We start from the raw sequence: 14,993 nt of genomic DNA, 5'->3' as shown, positions 1-14,993 counted from the left end.
GGGGGCGTACGGGCGTCAGCGCCGTTCCAGGCGCTCGAAGGTAAAGGCGCAGGCGTGGCGGTCGTCCGACTCGTGGCGTTCGGACCAGACGCGGTCCCAGTCATCGGGGTTGATGACCGGGAACCAGGTGTCCCCGGCATGGGGTTCGTGCACGCGTGTCAGGTGCAGCACCGAGGCCCGGGGCAGGGCCTCGGCAAACAGCCCGGCGCCGCCGATCACGAAGGCCGGGCCCTCCGGGATGGAGGCCAGGGCGCTGTCCAGATCCGGGTAGACCTCCACGCCGTTTGCCTGCCAGTCCGCCTGGCGCGTCAGCACCAGGTTGCGGCGTTTCGGCAGGGGGCGGCCGATGGACTCGAACGTGCGCCGTCCCATGATCATCGGGTGCCCGTTGGTCACGCGCTTGAAGTGCTGCAGGTCCTTCGGCAGATGCCAGGGCAGATCGTTGTCGCGTCCGATTACATGGTCCGGGTCCAGCGCGACGATCAGGTGAATCTCGGGTGTCACCATCAGATCGCCACTGGTGCCTTGATCGGCGGGTGCGACTGGTAGTCGCGTACCTCGATGTCATCGAAGGTGAAGGCGAACAGGTCGGTGACCTCGGGATTCAGGTGCAGGGTGGGCAGCGGCAGGGGCTCGCGGCCCAGCAGCTCGACCACCTGCTGCTCGTGGTTGTGATACAGGTGGGCGTCGCCGAAGGTGTGTACGAAGTCGCCCGGTTCCAGGCCGGCCACCTGCGCCAGCATGTGCGTGAACAGGGCATAGCTGGCGATGTTGAATGGCACGCCCAGGAAGACATCGGCGCTGCGCTGGTAGAGCTGACAGGATAGCCTGCCGTCGGCGACGTAGAACTGGAACAGGGTGTGGCAGGGTGCCAGCGCCATGCGCCCGGCGTTCGCGTTCTCCTGTGGCGAGACGGACTCGTCCGGCAGGTCGGCCACGTTCCAGGCGCTGATGATGTGGCGCCGCGAGTAGGGGCGCTGCTTCAGGTTGTCCACCAGTTCGGCCAGCTGGTCGTGCCCGGCCCAGTTGCGCCACTGCGCCCCGTAGATCGGGCCCAGGTCGCCGTGCTCGGTGGCCCACTCGTCCCAGATGCGGACCTTGTGTTCCTTGAGATAGCCGATGTTCGTCTCGCCGCGGATGAACCACAACAACTCGTGGATCACCGAGCGCAGGTGCGTGCGCTTGGTGGTGACCAGCGGAAAGCCCGCAGCCAGGTCGAAGCGCATCTGGTAGCCGAACACCGAACGCGTGCCGGTGCCGGTACGGTCCGGGCGGTCGGTGCCGTGCTCGCGAATATGGCGGACGAGGTCGAGGTATTGCTGCATGTCAGGGGTTCTCGCTGGCCGGTCGGGATTCTGGCACGGCGTTCTTGCGTGACCAGAGGATCAGACCGATCCCGAACAGGATGACCGGCAGGCTCAGGACCTGGCCGAGTGTCAGCCAGTCGAAGGCCAGATAGCCGATATGTGCATCCGGCACGCGCACGAATTCGACCAGGAAGCGGAAGCCGCCGTAGAGCGTCAGGAACAGCCCGGAGACGAGCCCCGTGCGGCGCGGATGACGCGAGACGATCCACAGCACCACGAACAGCACCAGTCCTTCAAGGAACGCCTGGTAGAGCTGTGACGGGTGGCGTGGCACGTAGTCCGCGGCCGGGAAGATCATCGCCCAGGGCAGGTCGGTGGGCTTGCCCCACAGTTCGCCGTTGATCCAGTTGCCGATGCGCCCTGCGCCCAGGCCGATCGGCACCAGCGGGGCAATGAAATCTGTCAGCCGGAAGAAGCCCACCCCGAGACGGCGCGCATAAAGCCAGGCGGTCACCAGCACCCCGACCAGCCCGCCGTGGAAGGCCATGCCGCCCTCCCAGACGCGGAAAAGGCTGATCGGGTCGGCCAGCGTCGCATCCAGGTTGTAGAACAGGGCATAGCCCAGACGCCCGCCGATGATCACGCCGATCGCGCCCCAGAACAGCAGGTCGCCGACCTGTACCGGCTGCAGGGGCGCCCAGCCCTGTGTGCGCGCACGCCAGGCCCCCAGTGCCCAGAAGGCCACGAAGCCGATCAGGTACATCAGCCCGTACCAGTACAGGGTCAGTGGGCCCAGCGACAGGGCTACCGGATCGATAAACGGGTGCGTGGGCATGGTCGCTTGCGGATGGAAAATCGGCTGCACATGCTACCCGGCCTGGCCCTGGCTTGCACCTGTACCCGCCGGGGCGAATCCGATTTCCAGGGAGGTCGCGCGATGAACCGACTGGTTGGAGCCAGCAGCCCGTACCTGCTGCAGCATGCCGACAACCCGGTGGACTGGTACCCGTGGGGCGAGGAGGCGCTGCAGCGTGCCCGCCGCGAGGACAAGCCGATCCTGCTGTCGATCGGCTACTCCGCCTGTCACTGGTGTCACGTGATGGCGCACGAATCGTTCGAGGACCCGGCCACCGCCGAGGTGATGAACCGTCGCTTCATCAACATCAAGGTGGACCGCGAGGAGCGCCCGGACCTCGATCGCATCTACCAGAACGCCCACATGCTGCTGTCCCAGCGCCCGGGTGGCTGGCCACTGACGGTGTTCCTGACCCCCGACCAGGTGCCGTTCTTTGCCGGGACGTACTTCCCCAGTACGCCGCGTCACGGGCTTCCGTCGTTCGTCGACCTGATGAACCGGGTGGCCGATTTCCTCGCGGAGCACCCGGACGAGATCCAGCGCCAGAATGAATCCCTGCAGCAGGCGCTGGCACGCATCTACCGTCCGGCGGGCGGGGCGATCCCAGCGATCGCCGTGCTGGACAAGGCGCGCGCGGAACTCGCGCAGACCTTCGACGCGCAATTCGGGGGGTTCGGCGACGCACCCAAGTTCCCGCACCCGGCCAGCCTCGAATGGCTGGCCTGGCACGCCGCGCGCCACGATGATGCCGAGGCCGACCGCATGCTCGAGCGGACGCTCGCAGCGATGGCCGCCGGCGGGATCTTCGACCAGGTCGGCGGCGGCTTCTGCCGCTACTCGGTGGATGCGCGCTGGATGATCCCGCACTTCGAGAAGATGCTCTACGACAACGGGCCGCTGCTGGGCTTGTATGCCGAGCGCGCGGGCGCCGGCGACCACCGTGCGCGGTGTGTGGCCGAACAGACGGTCGCCTGGCTGGAGCGCGAGATGCGCGACCCCTCCGGCGCGTTCTACTCCAGCCTCGACGCCGATTCCGAGGGCGAAGAGGGGCGCTTCTACGTCTGGGACCCGGAGACGGTCGAGGGCCTGCTGGCGGAGGACGAGTGGGCGGTCGCCAGCCGGGTCTGGGGGCTGAACGGGCCGGCCAATTTCGAGGGTCGCTGGCACCTGCACGAGGTGGCCCCGATCGCGACCGTGGCCGATGCCCTGGGCATCGACGAGTCCGAGGCGAGCACGCGCCTGGACCGTGCCCGCGAACGGCTGCTGGCCGCGCGCGAGCAGCGCGTGCGACCGCATCGCGACGTCAAGGTTCTGGGCGCCTGGAACGCGCTAATGATCACCGGGCTCGCCCGCGCGGCGCGCGCGCTCGAACGGCCCGACTGGCTGGGACTCGCCCGCGCGGCGATGGATGCGGTGCGCGAACGGCTCTGGCGCGACGGCCGGCTGTTCGCCAGCTACCGCGAAGGGGCGACCAGCGAACAGCCGCGCGCCTATCTGGACGACCATGCCCTGTTGCTGGAGGCGACGCTGGCGCTGCTGGAGGCCGAATGGGACAGTGACCTGCTCGGTTGGGCGACGACCCTGGCAGAGGCCCTGCTGGCCGACTTCGAGGATGCCGAGCACGGCGGCTTCTTCTACACCGCGCGTGATCACGAGGCGCTGATCCAGCGGCCCAAGGTCTACGCCGACGATGCGATGGCCGCCGGCAATGGCATTGCCGCGCAGGCCTTGCAGAAGCTCGGTTTCCTGCTGGCCGAGCCGCGCTATCTGGAGGCCGCCGAGCGCACGCTGGTCAACGCGGGGCCGATGATCGAGCAGGCCCCGCTGGGGCACATGAGCCTGCTGATCGCACTGGACATGCATCATCAGCCGCCGCCGCTGGTCGTGCTGCGCGGCAAGGCGGACGAGTTGCCGGCCTGGCAGCAGCGCCTGCGTTCACAGGGCCATCCGGCATGGGGCTTCGCCATCGCGGGCGAGGCCGACGACCTGCCGTCCGCCCTGGCGGAGAAGGTGCCGCCGGAGAGCGGCGTGTGCGCCTATTTCTGCCGCAGCCTGCACTGCGAGGCGCCGGTAACCGACCCCGCGGCGCTGGACAACGCGCTCTCACCGGGTTGAAACGCCTGGTCGCGTACCCACAGTAGAATGGGTCAGCCCCGCAAGCAGGCTCCCACAAAAACATCCAGATCATTGCAAAAGGGAAGGTTCGAATGAGCGAGAAGAAGTTGATGGATTTCGTCGCCGAGGCGCGCCAGCACGTCGAGGAGATCTCCCCGGAGGAGCTCTCCGAGAAGATGGAGGCCGGCGAGGACTGGCTGCTGGTGGACGTGCGCGAACCGTACGAATACGAAAAGGTCCATGTGCCGAACTCGCTCCTGATCCCGCGCGGCCTGCTGGAAGGCGCGGCGGACCCGAACACCCCGCATCGCATCGATGCGCTGGTCAACGCCCGCGAGAAGCCGGTGGCCGTGATGTGCGCCACGGGCGGACGTGCCGCGATGTCGGTGCAGCGCCTGCGCGAAATGGGCTTCGGCCAGGTCGTGAACGTGGCCGGCGGCATCAAGGGCTGGGAGGCCGAGGACCTGCCGGTGGAATCCGGCGTCTATACCGGCCAGCTCCCGTAAAGAACCCGTTGCGGCTGACCTGCATGGCCTGCTCGCAGGGGCGTGGTGGCTCTCGGACAGGGGTCTTGTGGGCCGCCAGGACCAGGATTGATGTTTTCCGGGTGCGGCCACGCATTCGCCAGCCAGGGATCGCAACATGATGGGAAACCTGCGGGCATCGGGTAGGCTGATGCGCATTCTCCTGCACCTGCTGAAGGGCGTTTGGCTGACCTGGCGCATGTCGCGCCGGGGTGATGACTTCGAGACGCGCAGCCGCATCCGCCGCGACTGGTACGACCGTGCGCTGTGGCTGGCGGGCGTGCGTTTCCGCCCGACCGGTACTCCGCCGGAACGGGCCTCGCTGGTGGTCGCCAACCACGTTTCCTGGCTGGACATCCCGTTGATCGGTGCGGCCGTGGATCCATGCTTTCTGTCCAAGGACGAGATTGCCCGCTGGCCGGTGATCGGCTGGCTGGCGCGGCAGCATGACACGCGTTTCATCCGCCGTGGCGCGGGCGAGGCCAACGCCCACATCGAGGCCATGCGCGAGGGCCTCGACGAGGGTCGGCACTTCGTGGTGTTCCCGGAAGGGACGACCAGTCGCGGGCAGGGCGTGCGCCGCTTCCACCCGCGCCTGTTTGCCGCGGTGGCCGAGAACGGCCATCCGGTGCAGCCGGTAGCGCTGGACTACGAGCGCCCCGAGGGCGGCCCGGTCCCGGTTGCCTACGCCGACGACGACCGCCTGCTTGCCAACGCCTGGCGCCTGCTGTGCCGCCGCGAGACACGGGTGCGGGTGCATTTCCTGGAGCCTATCGAAACCGCTGACGAGGATCGTCGCTCGCTGGCCGAGGCCTCGCGGTCCGCGATCGTCGACCGACTGGGGCTTCCTGCAAAGCCTCTGGATCCACCCGCCGCGAAGCGAAGAAGAAAGGCGCACTGACCGCAAGGGTCAGCACGCGACACAACCCGGTTCTACCCGCCGAACCAGGCAGCCCTGACCCGGAGGCGGTGAAGCGATGATCCGGGAGGATGACTGGGCCGAGGGGTGTCAGCCGCGCGAGGAGAGGGCCTCGTCGTTGTAGGCGGCGTCGATGGTGACGATGGTCTTCTCGACCAGGCGGAAGCCCTCGACCGGGGCGTCGTCGGCCATGTACTTCAGCCGCAGCGGGCCGATGGCCTTTACCGCCTCGGCACGCTCCAGGGTGGTGTCCGGGCCGTCGGCACCGGCACCGTCCATCAGCGTGGTCAGCACCTCGGCCGCGATCGGGTTGCGGTGCTGGCCTGCACGGGCCTTTTCCAGGGTGCTGGCGGGGTCGCCGTCCAGGAAGACCCCATCCATGTTCTCGTCCAGGTACTGCAGCAGTTCGGAAAGCGTCATGTTGCGTCTCCCGCAGGTTCGTTATCGGCTCGGGCGGTCTGTCTGGCCCTACGCTTGTTTGTAGCTCGCACGGGCGGCGGCCAGGGCCTGGCCCGGCTTCACCGCGCCCATGTCGGCCAGTACCGCCTCCAGCGCGGACAGGCACAGCGACACGTTGCGCTCGTTCGCACCATGGCCCATCAGGCCGATGCGCCAGACCTTGCCGGCATAGGGGCCGAGCCCGGCGCCGATCTCGAGGTTGTAGCGCTCCAGCAGCTCCGAACGCACGGCGGCCTCGTCTACGCCTTCGGGGACGTGTACGGCGTTGAGCTGCGGCAGGCGGTGGGCCTCGTCGACCAGGAACGTCAGGCCCATCGCCTCGAGGCCCGCGCGCAGTGCCGCGTGGTGGCGGGCGTGGCGGTCCCAGCTGTTCTCCAGGCCTTCCTCGGCGAGGATGACCAGCGACTCGTGCAGCGCGTAAAGGGCGTTGATCGGCGCGGTGTGGTGGTAGGCGCGCTTGCCGCCACCACCCCAGTAGCCCATCACCAGGTTCAGGTCGAGGAACCAGCTCTGCACCTTGTGGCTGCGCGCCTGGATGCGCTCCACCGCGCGCTGGCTGAAGCTGACCGGCGACAGACCCGGGGTGCAGGACAGGCACTTCTGGCTGCCGGAGTAGATCGCATCCACGCCCCAGTCGTCGACCTTCAGCGGGCTGCCGCCCAGGCTGGTGACGGCGTCCACGATGGTCAGGCAGTCGTGTTCGCGGGCCATCCGGCACAGGGTCTCGACATCGGAGCAGGCTCCGGTGGAGGTCTCGGCATGCACGAAGGCCAGGATCTTCGCGTCCGGGTTGCCCTTCAGTGCGTCCTCGACCTTGTCCGGGGAGACCGGGGCGCCCCAGTCATCCTCGACCACCACGGCGGTGCCGCCGCAGCGCTCAACGTTCTCCTTCATGCGCGTGCCGAATACGCCATTGATGCAGACGATCACCTTGTCGCCCGGCTCCACCAGGTTGGCGAAGCAGGTCTCCATGCCGGCGGAGCCGGGGGCGGAGACCGGCAGGGTCAGTGCGTTGTTGGTCTGGAACGCGTACTGCAGCAGGCCCTTCATCTCCTCCATCATGCCGACGAACACCGGGTCCAGATGGCCGATGATCGGGCGGCTCATCGCGCTCAGCACGCGCGGGTTCACGTCGGAGGGGCCGGGGCCCATCAGGGTGCGCTGCGGGGGGAGAAAGGATTTTGCCTGCATGGATGCGTCTACCGGATTGGAAAAGGGGGAATCTAGTTCGCCGCAGGGGCCCGGGCAAGCGCCCCTACGCACCGGCGGGAGTTGTCGGGCAATGGCGCTCGAGCAGCGTCAGCCAGTGCTCGACCGGGGTGTCGGTCCCGGACTGGAGATGCGTCTGGCAGCCGACGTTGGCGGTCACGATGCGCGCGGGCGCGGCGGCCTCCAGGTTGCCCAGCTTGCGGGTACGCAGTCGGGCGGCCATGGTCGGCTGGGTGATCGAGTAGGTCCCTGCCGAGCCGCAGCACAGGTGAGGCTCGGCTGCGGGTGTCAGCTCGAAGCCGGCCGCCTGCAGAAGCGGCTCTACGTGCCCGGCCAGGCGCTGGCCATGTTGCAGGGTGCAGGGGGCGTGCCAGGCGATCGGGTCGTGGCCCTGCGGCGCTCGAATGCCCAGCGTCTGGATGGCAGCCGGGGTGAACAGCTCCACCGGGTCGCGTACGCACTCGGAAACGGTGCGTGCGCGTTCCGCGTAGTCGGGGTCGCCAGCCAGCAGGTGGCCGTAGTCGCGCAGCATTACGCTACAGCCACTGGCGGTGCTGACCACTGCGTCCACGCCCTGATCGAGCACGCCTTTCCAGGCGTCGAGGTTGGCGCGCACCCGTTGCCGGGCGCGCTCCTCGAACGCCAGGTGATGTTCGACCGCGCCGCAGCAACGCGTTTCAGCGATTTCCACGACGTCGATGCCGAGGCGCCCCAGCAGGTTCTTCAGCGAGGCGTTGGTGCGCGCGTCAATCGCGTCATGCACGCAGCCAGCCAGCAGCAGGATGCGCCCGTGGGGAAAGCCTTCCAGCGCTTGCGAAGGGGCCGGTTGCGTCGCTTTTTTGGCGTCCTGTCGCTCGGGTACCCGGCGGCGCAGGGTCGCGGGCAGGGCGGGGCGCACCAGGCGCCCCAGCCCCAGGGCCATTCGGAACGGCCAGCGTGCGGGCAGGGCCCGGGCCAGCAGACCACGCAGGGCCCGCTCGCGCCAGTTCCGGTCGAGGTCGTGCTCGATCACCTCCCGGCCATAGGCGACCAGGTGGTTGTAGTCCACCCCGGAAGGGCAGGTGGTCATGCAGTTGAGGCAGGTCAGGCAGCGGTCCAGGTGGGTACGCGCGGTCGGGTTGGCCTCGCCGGACTCGAGGATTTCCTTGATCTGGTAGATGCGCCCGCGCGGCCCGTCGACCTCGTCGCCCAGTTCCTGATAGGTCGGGCAGGTCGCGTTGCAGAAGCCACAGTGTACGCAGGCGCGCAGCGCATCCTCCGCAATGCGTGCGGCCGGATCGTTCGCGAAGCGTTCGTGCAGTCGGGTCTCCATGGCTCAGGTCGCGCGCGGCCGGCGGGCACGGGGGTTCGGCAGCAGGGGGGCGAAGAAGACGCCGTCCGGGTCCAGGGCCTCGCGCAGACGGCCTTCCAGAGTCTCCAGACCATCGCCGCGCGGGTGCAGTCGGGGCACGTCCGGGGCGTCGCCCAACCACAGGCGGGCATGCCCCCCGGCCGCGGTCACCGCACGGCGCACCGTCTCCGGGGATTCCGTTGTGCGCAGCCAGCGTTCGGCACCGCCCCAGTTCATCAGCCACTCGCCGGTCAGTGCGAGTGGTTCCGTCGCCGGTGGCAGGCTGATCCGCCACAGTCGGGCGTTAGCAGCCAGTTCGTCAGCGAAAAAGGGCAGGCTGCGGTCCCTGAGCCCGTTCCAGAAGCCCCGGGCCGGGTCGCCCGGTTCTGCGTCGATGCGCTGGATGGCCTCGTCCACCGCCTCCTCGCCGCCGCCAAGACGGATATGGGTGACGCCCTCGTGCCAGGCGATTCCCGAGAACGGCCACCCGGTGCGCCCCCAGGCGCTGCAGCGCGCGACGAACGATTCGGCATCGTCTTCGCGTTGCAGGTAGCGCTCGCAGGCCGGTCGTGGCAGCAGCTTGAAGCTTGTCTCCAGGATCAGCCCAAGACCGCCCAGGCTGCCGCACATCAGGCGCGAAACATCGAAGCCCGCGACATTCTTCATAACCTGCCCGCCGAACTGCAGAATCTCGCCGCGCCCGTTCACGATCCGGGTGCCCAGCACCGCGTCGCGCAGCGCAGCCGCCCATGGCCGGCGTGGCCCCGAGAGCCCCAGCGCGACCATGCCACCGACGCTGGATTCCGGTGCACCCAGCGCGGGCTCGAAGGGGAGCATCATGCCGACCTCGGCCAGGGCTTGGTCCAGGGTGACCACGGGGGTGCCGCTGCGTACGGTGACGACCAGTTCGCTCGGCTCCAGGGTCACGATACCCCGGTGTTCTCGGGTCTCCAGCTGGAGTACACCGGAGGGGAGGCCATCGGGGAAGCTCTGTTCACCATGCTGGCGACCACCGCGCAGGGCAATTCGTGTCCCGGCCACGCTGGCCTCGCGGATCGCCTCCGCGAGCGGAGCAGCATGGTCCTTGGTGTCGGTCACGGGAGGGTGACTCAGCCGGTTTCCAGTGCCTGGCGCACCCGCTCTAGACGTTCCCGTACATCGCTGGCGAGGGCTTCGACACCGGGTTTGTCGACCAGGCTCATTACTGCCACCGGGTCCATGAAACCAACCGTGCAGGTGCCGTCCTGGTTGTCCTGCACCAGGACGTTGCAGGGCAGAAGCAGCCCGATGTTGGGATCGGCCTCGATGGCGTGGCGGGCGAGGTGCGGATTGCAGGCACCGAGAATGCGGTAGGGACGATGGTCGAGGTCCAGTTTCTTCTTGAAAGCGGCGGCTACGTCGATCTCGCTGAGGATGCCGAAGCCCTCCTCGCCCAGTGCAGCCGTCGTGCGCTCAATGGTCGTATCCATCGATTCGTTCACGACCACGTTGAAGCTATATCTTGGTTGTTCCATGGTGCAGTCGTCCTGTCGGGATGGGATTCACGCGCTGAGTGCGGGGGCCGTCGCGGTCGGCCCGGTGGGCGGCTCGCGCCGGCGCTGGTTCCAGGCCACCAGCAGTGCCGGCAGCAGACCCGGAAGGTACCACCAGTAGGGGCTCGGACGGTCCGTCTCCACGAGCACACTGGTAATCGTCCAGCCACCTTCCAAGCCTACCCGCCCGGCCGGACTGCCGAAAGCAACCGTCTGAATGCGAGCCTTTTCCGCGTCCTCGTCGAAGGTTACGTCGAGCCCGGCATCGGCCAGGCGTTCGCGTGGCTCCAGATCCGGGTCACCCAGCGGGAACATCACGGTACGGGTAACTTCGCGGCCCTCCAGGTCGATGCCGGTGGCCTCCACCCGCAGCGAGTCGCGGTCCGGGATGGTTTCCACCACCTCGAACAGCTGATCGGCCGGCAGGCGTTCGTACGGATCGACCACTCGGTCCATCAGCACGGTCGGGGCCAGCAGCACGATTGCGGTGACCAGCAAAAGTGCCGACTCCCAGTATCGGTTGCGGGTCAGGAACCATCCCTGAGTCGCCGCGGTGAACGCGAGGATACCCGCCAGCGAACCGAGGAAGACAAGCGTCAGCTGGAACACGTTGTCCACACCGATCAGTAGCAACTGGCTGTTGAAGATGAAGAAGAACGGCAGTGCGATCGTACGCAGACTGTAGGCGAAGGCCTGCAGACCGGTGCGAATGGGGTCCGCCTTCGCGACAGCTGCACCGGCGAAGGAGGCCAGGCCCACGGGTGGCGTCACGTCCGCCATGATGCCGAAATAGAACACGAACAGGTGTGCGGCAATGAGCGGGATCAGGATCTCGTTCTGTGCCCCCAGCTCGACGATCACCGGGGCCATCAAGGTTGCGACCACGATGTAGTTCGCGGTCGTAGGGAGTCCCAGGCCCAGCACCAGGCTGATCAGTGCGGTCAGCAGCAGCACCATTAGCAGGTTGCCGCCGGAGAGGGTGTCGACCAGATCTGTCAGCACCAGACCGACCCCGGTCATCGCGACGGTGCCGACAATGATCCCGGCCGCTGCGGTCGCGACACCGATGCCGATCATGTTGCGCGCACCGGTCTCGAATCCCTGGAACAGCTCCCATACGCCGACCCAGGCCGCCTGGGCGAGCCGGCCCTGGCGCCGGAACAGCGCCACCAGCGGCCGCTGGGTCAGCACGATGAAGATCATGAACGCAACGGCCCAGAAGGCGGATAGCCCGGGCGACAGGCGTTCCACGACCAGGGCCCAGACGAGTACCACCAGGGGCAGCACATAGTGCAGGCCGCCCAGCACCGTGGGCAGCACGCGCGGCAGGGGGCGTTCGGTATCCAGCGGCTCCGCTTCCGGCTCGTGGGCAGCAATCCACAGCAGCACCAGGTAGGCGGTAAACAGCAGACCGGCGATGATCCAGGCGGCCGCGTCGCCGGCCACGTCCTTGATCCAGCCGAGCCCCCAGTACACCGCGGCGGCGAGGATGATCAGGCTGGAGACAGTGATCCCGAAGCTGATCAGGCGGCCCCGCCAGGTGGTGACAGTGGCGCGCTTGAGCCCCTCCATGCCGTTCTTGCACGCCTCCAGGTGCACGATGTAGATCAGCGCGATATAGGCGATCAGGGCCGGAAGGATCGCGTGCTTGAGGACCTCGACATAAGGGATGCCGACGTATTCGACCATCAGGAACGCAGCGGCCCCCATGACCGGTGGCATCAATTGTCCGTTCACCGAACTGGCGACCTCCACGGCCCCGGCCTTGTGTGGTGCAAAGCCGATCCTCTTCATCAGCGGCACGGTGAAGGTCCCGGTGGTGACGACGTTGGCGATGGACGAGCCCGAGACAACGCCGGTCATCCCCGAGGCCATCACCGCCGCCTTGGCCGGGCCACCGCGCAGATGCCCCAGCAGGGAGAAGGCGACCCGGATGAAGTAGTCGCCCGCGCCGGCTCGTTCCAGCAGCGCGCCGAACAGTACGAACAGGAATACGAAGCTGGTCGAGACCCCGAGCGCGATTCCGAACACGCCCTCGTTGGACAGCCACTGCTGGGCCATCGCGCGCGGGTAGCTGGCACCGCGGTGGGCAATCAGGTCCGGCATGATCGGGCCGGCGAAGGTGTAGAACAGGAAGATCGCGGCGATGATCGTCAGTGCCGGACCCAGTACGCGACGAGTGGCCTCCAGCAGCAGGATCAGGCCGATCCCGGCCACAATCAGGTCGACATCCGTCGGGGCCCCCGGGCGATCGGCCAGCTCGCTGTGGAACAGATACAGATACAGCGCGCTGAAGGCCGCGATTGCCGCAAACATCCAGTCGGTCAATGGTACGTGGTGGATGGGGTCGCGGCCGCGCAATAGTGGCAACGCAATCACCAGCAGGGTCAGGCCGATGATCACATAGACCTCGGCCAGGCGTTCCAGGCCCAGTAGCTGCCAGGTCCCGAGCACCATCAGCGACAGCCCGCCCAGGGCATAGATCAGGCCGATCGCACGTGGCCAGGATGCGTGGCGAGTGCCCGGACGGATCGCGGGAAACAGCAGGTAGGCCAGGAATACCGCAAACGCAAGATGAATCGAGCGCGCCTCGGTGTCCGAGACCACGAAGAAGTCCAGCCAGTCGCCCAGGGGCGAGGCAATCCAGATCTGGAACAGGGACCAGGCCACGGCAGTCAGCCAGATCAGGCTGCGCGTGGGGCGTCCTGGATGACGGGCGCCGGATTCCAGTTCCTGGGCGGTCTCGGCCGCCTTGTCCGCCGATTCCGTGGCGGGTTCGGTCGTCCCCCTGGTCTCGCTCATTCAATCAACCCCGCTTCACGGAAGTAGCGTTGGGCCCCCGGGTGCAGGGGGGCCGACAGTCCCTCGTCCACCATCGTCTCGCGTTCCAGCGGTGCGAAAGCCGGGTGAAGGCCGCGAAAGGTCTCGAAGTTCTCGAAAACCGCGCGGGTGATCTCGTATACAGCCCGGTCCGAGGTGCGGGTCGAGGTGACCAGTGTGGCGCCGACACCGTAGGTGTGTATGTCGTCGTCCTGGCCGGGGTAGGTGCCGGCCGGGATCACGGCTCGCAGGTAGTAGGGGGTCTCCTCGACCAACTGGTCGACGGTTGTCCCCGTGATCGAAACCAGGCGGGCGTCGCAGGTTGCGATGGGCTCCTGGATCGCGGCCGAGGGATGCCCAACCGAAAAGACAAAGGCATCGATGCGGTTGTCGCACAGTGCCTGGGCCTGTTCGCGGGAGGGCAGTTCGCTGACCCGGCGGAAGGTGGCATGGTCCCAATCCAGTGCTTCCATCAGGTCTTCCATCAGGATGCGCTGGCCGGAGCCCGGGTTGCCGATGTTGACGCGCTTGCCGGGCAGGTCATCCAGGCCCTCGATACCCGAGTCGGGGCGTACCACCAGCGTCAGGGGTTCGGCATGCAAGCTGAAGACCGCTCGCAAGTGGGCGGCGGGGCCAAATTCCTCGAAGCGCCCGGAGCCCCGGTAGGCGTGGTGCTGAAGATCCGACTGCGCGACACCGAAATCCATGTCGCCCGAACGGATCATGTTGAGATTGAATACCGAGCCGCCGGTACTTTCGGCCGTACAGCGCATCCCGTGTTCGCCGCGCCGGGTGTTGAACAGGCGGCACAGATGCTGTCCCGCCGGATAGTACACCCCGGTTACACCGCCGGTGCCGATGTTGATGAATCGAGACTCGGCTTGCGCGGTGGGGGCAACAAGCAGGCCGACAAGAGCAAGCAATGGCAGCAGGCGTTGCAGCCATGGTCGGTTGGCTCTCGGCACACTGGATCGACTCATACGCCCTCCGGGGTTATGCCGGGAATGAATCGCGGCAGTGCCGAGGATTCTAGGGAGACGCAGATCAAATAGCACGTTCGCCTTCAGGTCGATCTTGCCAGTGGGCCGGAGCGATGAGGGCAATCCTCATTCGGGAAGTCTGGGGTCCCGCGCAGGACAGCCCTCCGTCAGATGCACGAGCACGCCCGGCGGGCGTGCTCGTGATTGCTTGGTGGCGGGTCGCAGGAAGTTGGGTCAAACCGGAGAACTGGGCCCCAATCGTCGGTTGCGGCGTAGAACCAGCCCGAGCAGCCCGAGTCCCAGGCCCATCAGCAGCATCGTCCGGGGTTCGGGGACGGTGCCGGCCGCGCCCGAACGGTAATAGACGCTGATATGCGAGATGTTGCGCGTGGCCATGCCGGGATAATCGAACGGGGGCTGGGTAAAGGGGCTGTTGTAGCTGCCACTCATGCCGGTCATCAGGAACCCGACCAGGTTGGTGCCGCTGCCATGGTTGAACAGGAACAACAGGTCGCCGTATTCCCATTCCGCATCCAGGGCCCATTGGCCACTGTGGCGATTGCCGTCAAAGCTGGCGAGGGTCGAGCTGTTTGTGCCGGGAGAGGTCCAGCGGCCGTCGAACAGCCAGTCGCTGAACCCGAAAAATCCCGTACCCCCGGCAGTATTGACCAGCCAGCTCGAGGGGTCCCCGGCGGTGAAGTCGGCAGCCGCACCATCCAGGGGCGACAGGATCTGACAGCCGGCATTGTTGGTGACGCGGTCAGCGACACTGCCGGACAGGGCACTGCAGTCGAGAAGGGCGGCCTGGGTGGTCCCGGAGAGCGACAGGCTCAACAGGAGCAACGTCCCGGCCAAGAACGAGGGCAAAGGCTTGGATGACATCGGACCTACCTCCATGGGACCAAAGTCCCTCCATGGTTTGTAGTGTTTCCCTCATGAATG

14 protein-coding genes are annotated in these 14,993 nt (G+C 67.2%); 3 read left to right on the top strand and 11 right to left on the bottom strand.

Annotated features, from left to right (window positions below; genetic code table 11):
• Positions 1 to 15: 15 nt before the first annotated feature.
• From C935_RS0107540 to lgt, 3 genes are read right to left on the bottom strand one after another with little or no spacing between them, the layout of a single operon-like run.
• Positions 16 to 507: a dihydrofolate reductase gene (locus tag C935_RS0107540; protein WP_018861905.1), complete on the bottom strand. Its 492-nt coding sequence runs from the start codon at positions 505 to 507 to the stop codon at positions 16 to 18.
• Positions 507 to 1,325, bottom strand: coding sequence for a thymidylate synthase (locus C935_RS0107535; protein WP_018861904.1), 819 nt, complete (start codon positions 1,323 to 1,325; stop codon positions 507 to 509). Before C935_RS0107535 ends, C935_RS0107540 begins: the two co-directional genes overlap by 1 nt.
• A gap of 1 nt (position 1,326) precedes the next feature.
• Positions 1,327 to 2,172, bottom strand: coding sequence for a prolipoprotein diacylglyceryl transferase (lgt, locus tag C935_RS0107530; RefSeq protein ID WP_018861903.1), 846 nt, complete (start codon positions 2,170 to 2,172; stop codon positions 1,327 to 1,329).
• A gap of 72 nt (positions 2,173 to 2,244) precedes the next feature.
• On the opposite strand from lgt, the gene C935_RS0107525 reads away from it, so the two are divergent.
• From C935_RS0107525 to C935_RS0107515, 3 genes are all read left to right on the top strand, one after another.
• A complete protein-coding gene (locus C935_RS0107525; protein WP_026278716.1) occupies positions 2,245 to 4,278 on the top strand; it encodes a thioredoxin domain-containing protein in 2,034 nt (677 codons plus the stop codon).
• Between the two features lie 92 nt (positions 4,279 to 4,370).
• Positions 4,371 to 4,784: a rhodanese-like domain-containing protein gene (locus C935_RS0107520; protein WP_018861901.1), complete on the top strand. Its 414-nt coding sequence runs from the start codon at positions 4,371 to 4,373 to the stop codon at positions 4,782 to 4,784.
• A gap of 169 nt (positions 4,785 to 4,953) precedes the next feature.
• The gene (locus C935_RS0107515) at positions 4,954 to 5,703 is read left to right on the top strand and encodes a 1-acyl-sn-glycerol-3-phosphate acyltransferase (RefSeq protein WP_026278715.1); all 750 of its coding nucleotides are present in this window, start codon (positions 4,954 to 4,956) and stop codon (positions 5,701 to 5,703) included.
• Between the two features lie 108 nt (positions 5,704 to 5,811).
• Here the strand turns inward: C935_RS0107515 and C935_RS0107510 are convergent, their stop codons facing one another.
• From C935_RS0107510 to C935_RS0107475, 8 genes are all read right to left on the bottom strand, one after another.
• A complete protein-coding gene (locus tag C935_RS0107510) occupies positions 5,812 to 6,141 on the bottom strand; it encodes a hypothetical protein (protein WP_018861899.1) in 330 nt (109 codons plus the stop codon).
• Positions 6,142 to 6,189: 48 nt separating this feature from the next.
• Positions 6,190 to 7,371: an alanine--glyoxylate aminotransferase family protein gene (locus C935_RS0107505; protein ID WP_018868450.1), complete on the bottom strand. Its 1,182-nt coding sequence runs from the start codon at positions 7,369 to 7,371 to the stop codon at positions 6,190 to 6,192.
• 64 nt (positions 7,372 to 7,435) lie between these two features.
• Positions 7,436 to 8,701 carry a glycolate oxidase subunit GlcF gene (glcF, locus tag C935_RS0107500; protein ID WP_018861897.1) on the bottom strand — a complete coding sequence of 422 codons (1,266 nt, stop codon included), beginning with the start codon at positions 8,699 to 8,701 and terminating at the stop codon, positions 7,436 to 7,438.
• Positions 8,702 to 8,704: 3 nt separating this feature from the next.
• The gene (glcE, locus tag C935_RS0107495; protein ID WP_018861896.1) at positions 8,705 to 9,817 is read right to left on the bottom strand and encodes a glycolate oxidase subunit GlcE; all 1,113 of its coding nucleotides are present in this window, start codon (positions 9,815 to 9,817) and stop codon (positions 8,705 to 8,707) included.
• A gap of 11 nt (positions 9,818 to 9,828) precedes the next feature.
• Positions 9,829 to 10,233 (bottom strand): DUF302 domain-containing protein, encoded by a 405-nt coding sequence (locus C935_RS0107490; protein ID WP_026278714.1) that lies wholly within the window; start codon positions 10,231 to 10,233, stop codon positions 9,829 to 9,831.
• Between the two features lie 27 nt (positions 10,234 to 10,260).
• Positions 10,261 to 13,053 (bottom strand): TRAP transporter permease, encoded by a 2,793-nt coding sequence (locus tag C935_RS0107485; protein WP_018861894.1) that lies wholly within the window; start codon positions 13,051 to 13,053, stop codon positions 10,261 to 10,263.
• Entirely contained in the window at positions 13,050 to 14,051 is a 1,002-nt protein-coding gene (locus tag C935_RS0107480; RefSeq protein ID WP_018861893.1) for a TAXI family TRAP transporter solute-binding subunit, read from the bottom strand. The genes C935_RS0107485 and C935_RS0107480 overlap by 4 nt, the downstream gene beginning before the upstream one ends.
• 234 nt (positions 14,052 to 14,285) lie before the next feature.
• Positions 14,286 to 14,918 carry a PEP-CTERM sorting domain-containing protein gene (locus tag C935_RS0107475; protein WP_026278713.1) on the bottom strand — a complete coding sequence of 211 codons (633 nt, stop codon included), beginning with the start codon at positions 14,916 to 14,918 and terminating at the stop codon, positions 14,286 to 14,288.
• Between the last annotated feature and the right edge of the window lie 75 nt (positions 14,919 to 14,993).

The organism is Thioalkalivibrio sp. ALJ3, assembly GCF_000377205.1.
Taxonomy (GTDB): Bacteria; Pseudomonadota; Gammaproteobacteria; order Ectothiorhodospirales; family Ectothiorhodospiraceae; genus Thioalkalivibrio.
Note: the sequence above shows the minus strand (reverse complement) of the source record. Positions and strands in the feature narration are given on the sequence as shown.

What these genes read in the sequence shown, in the direction of transcription:
- C935_RS0107540 (WP_018861905.1), bottom strand. Translation starts at nt 507, where the DNA reads ATGGTGACACCCGAGATTCACCTGATCGTCGCGCTGGACCCGGACCAT.
- C935_RS0107535 (WP_018861904.1), bottom strand. Translation starts at nt 1,325, where the DNA reads ATGCAGCAATACCTCGACCTCGTCCGCCATATTCGCGAGCACGGCACC.
- C935_RS0107525 (WP_026278716.1), top strand. Translation starts at nt 2,245, where the DNA reads ATGAACCGACTGGTTGGAGCCAGCAGCCCGTACCTGCTGCAGCATGCC.
- C935_RS0107520 (WP_018861901.1), top strand. Translation starts at nt 4,371, where the DNA reads ATGAGCGAGAAGAAGTTGATGGATTTCGTCGCCGAGGCGCGCCAGCAC.
- C935_RS0107515 (WP_026278715.1), top strand. Translation starts at nt 4,954, where the DNA reads ATGCGCATTCTCCTGCACCTGCTGAAGGGCGTTTGGCTGACCTGGCGC.
- C935_RS0107510 (WP_018861899.1), bottom strand. Translation starts at nt 6,141, where the DNA reads ATGACGCTTTCCGAACTGCTGCAGTACCTGGACGAGAACATGGATGGG.
- C935_RS0107505 (WP_018868450.1), bottom strand. Translation starts at nt 7,371, where the DNA reads ATGCAGGCAAAATCCTTTCTCCCCCCGCAGCGCACCCTGATGGGCCCC.
- glcF (WP_018861897.1), bottom strand. Translation starts at nt 8,701, where the DNA reads ATGGAGACCCGACTGCACGAACGCTTCGCGAACGATCCGGCCGCACGC.
- C935_RS0107490 (WP_026278714.1), bottom strand. Translation starts at nt 10,233, where the DNA reads ATGGAACAACCAAGATATAGCTTCAACGTGGTCGTGAACGAATCGATG.
- C935_RS0107485 (WP_018861894.1), bottom strand. Translation starts at nt 13,053, where the DNA reads ATGAGCGAGACCAGGGGGACGACCGAACCCGCCACGGAATCGGCGGAC.
- C935_RS0107480 (WP_018861893.1), bottom strand. Translation starts at nt 14,051, where the DNA reads ATGAGTCGATCCAGTGTGCCGAGAGCCAACCGACCATGGCTGCAACGC.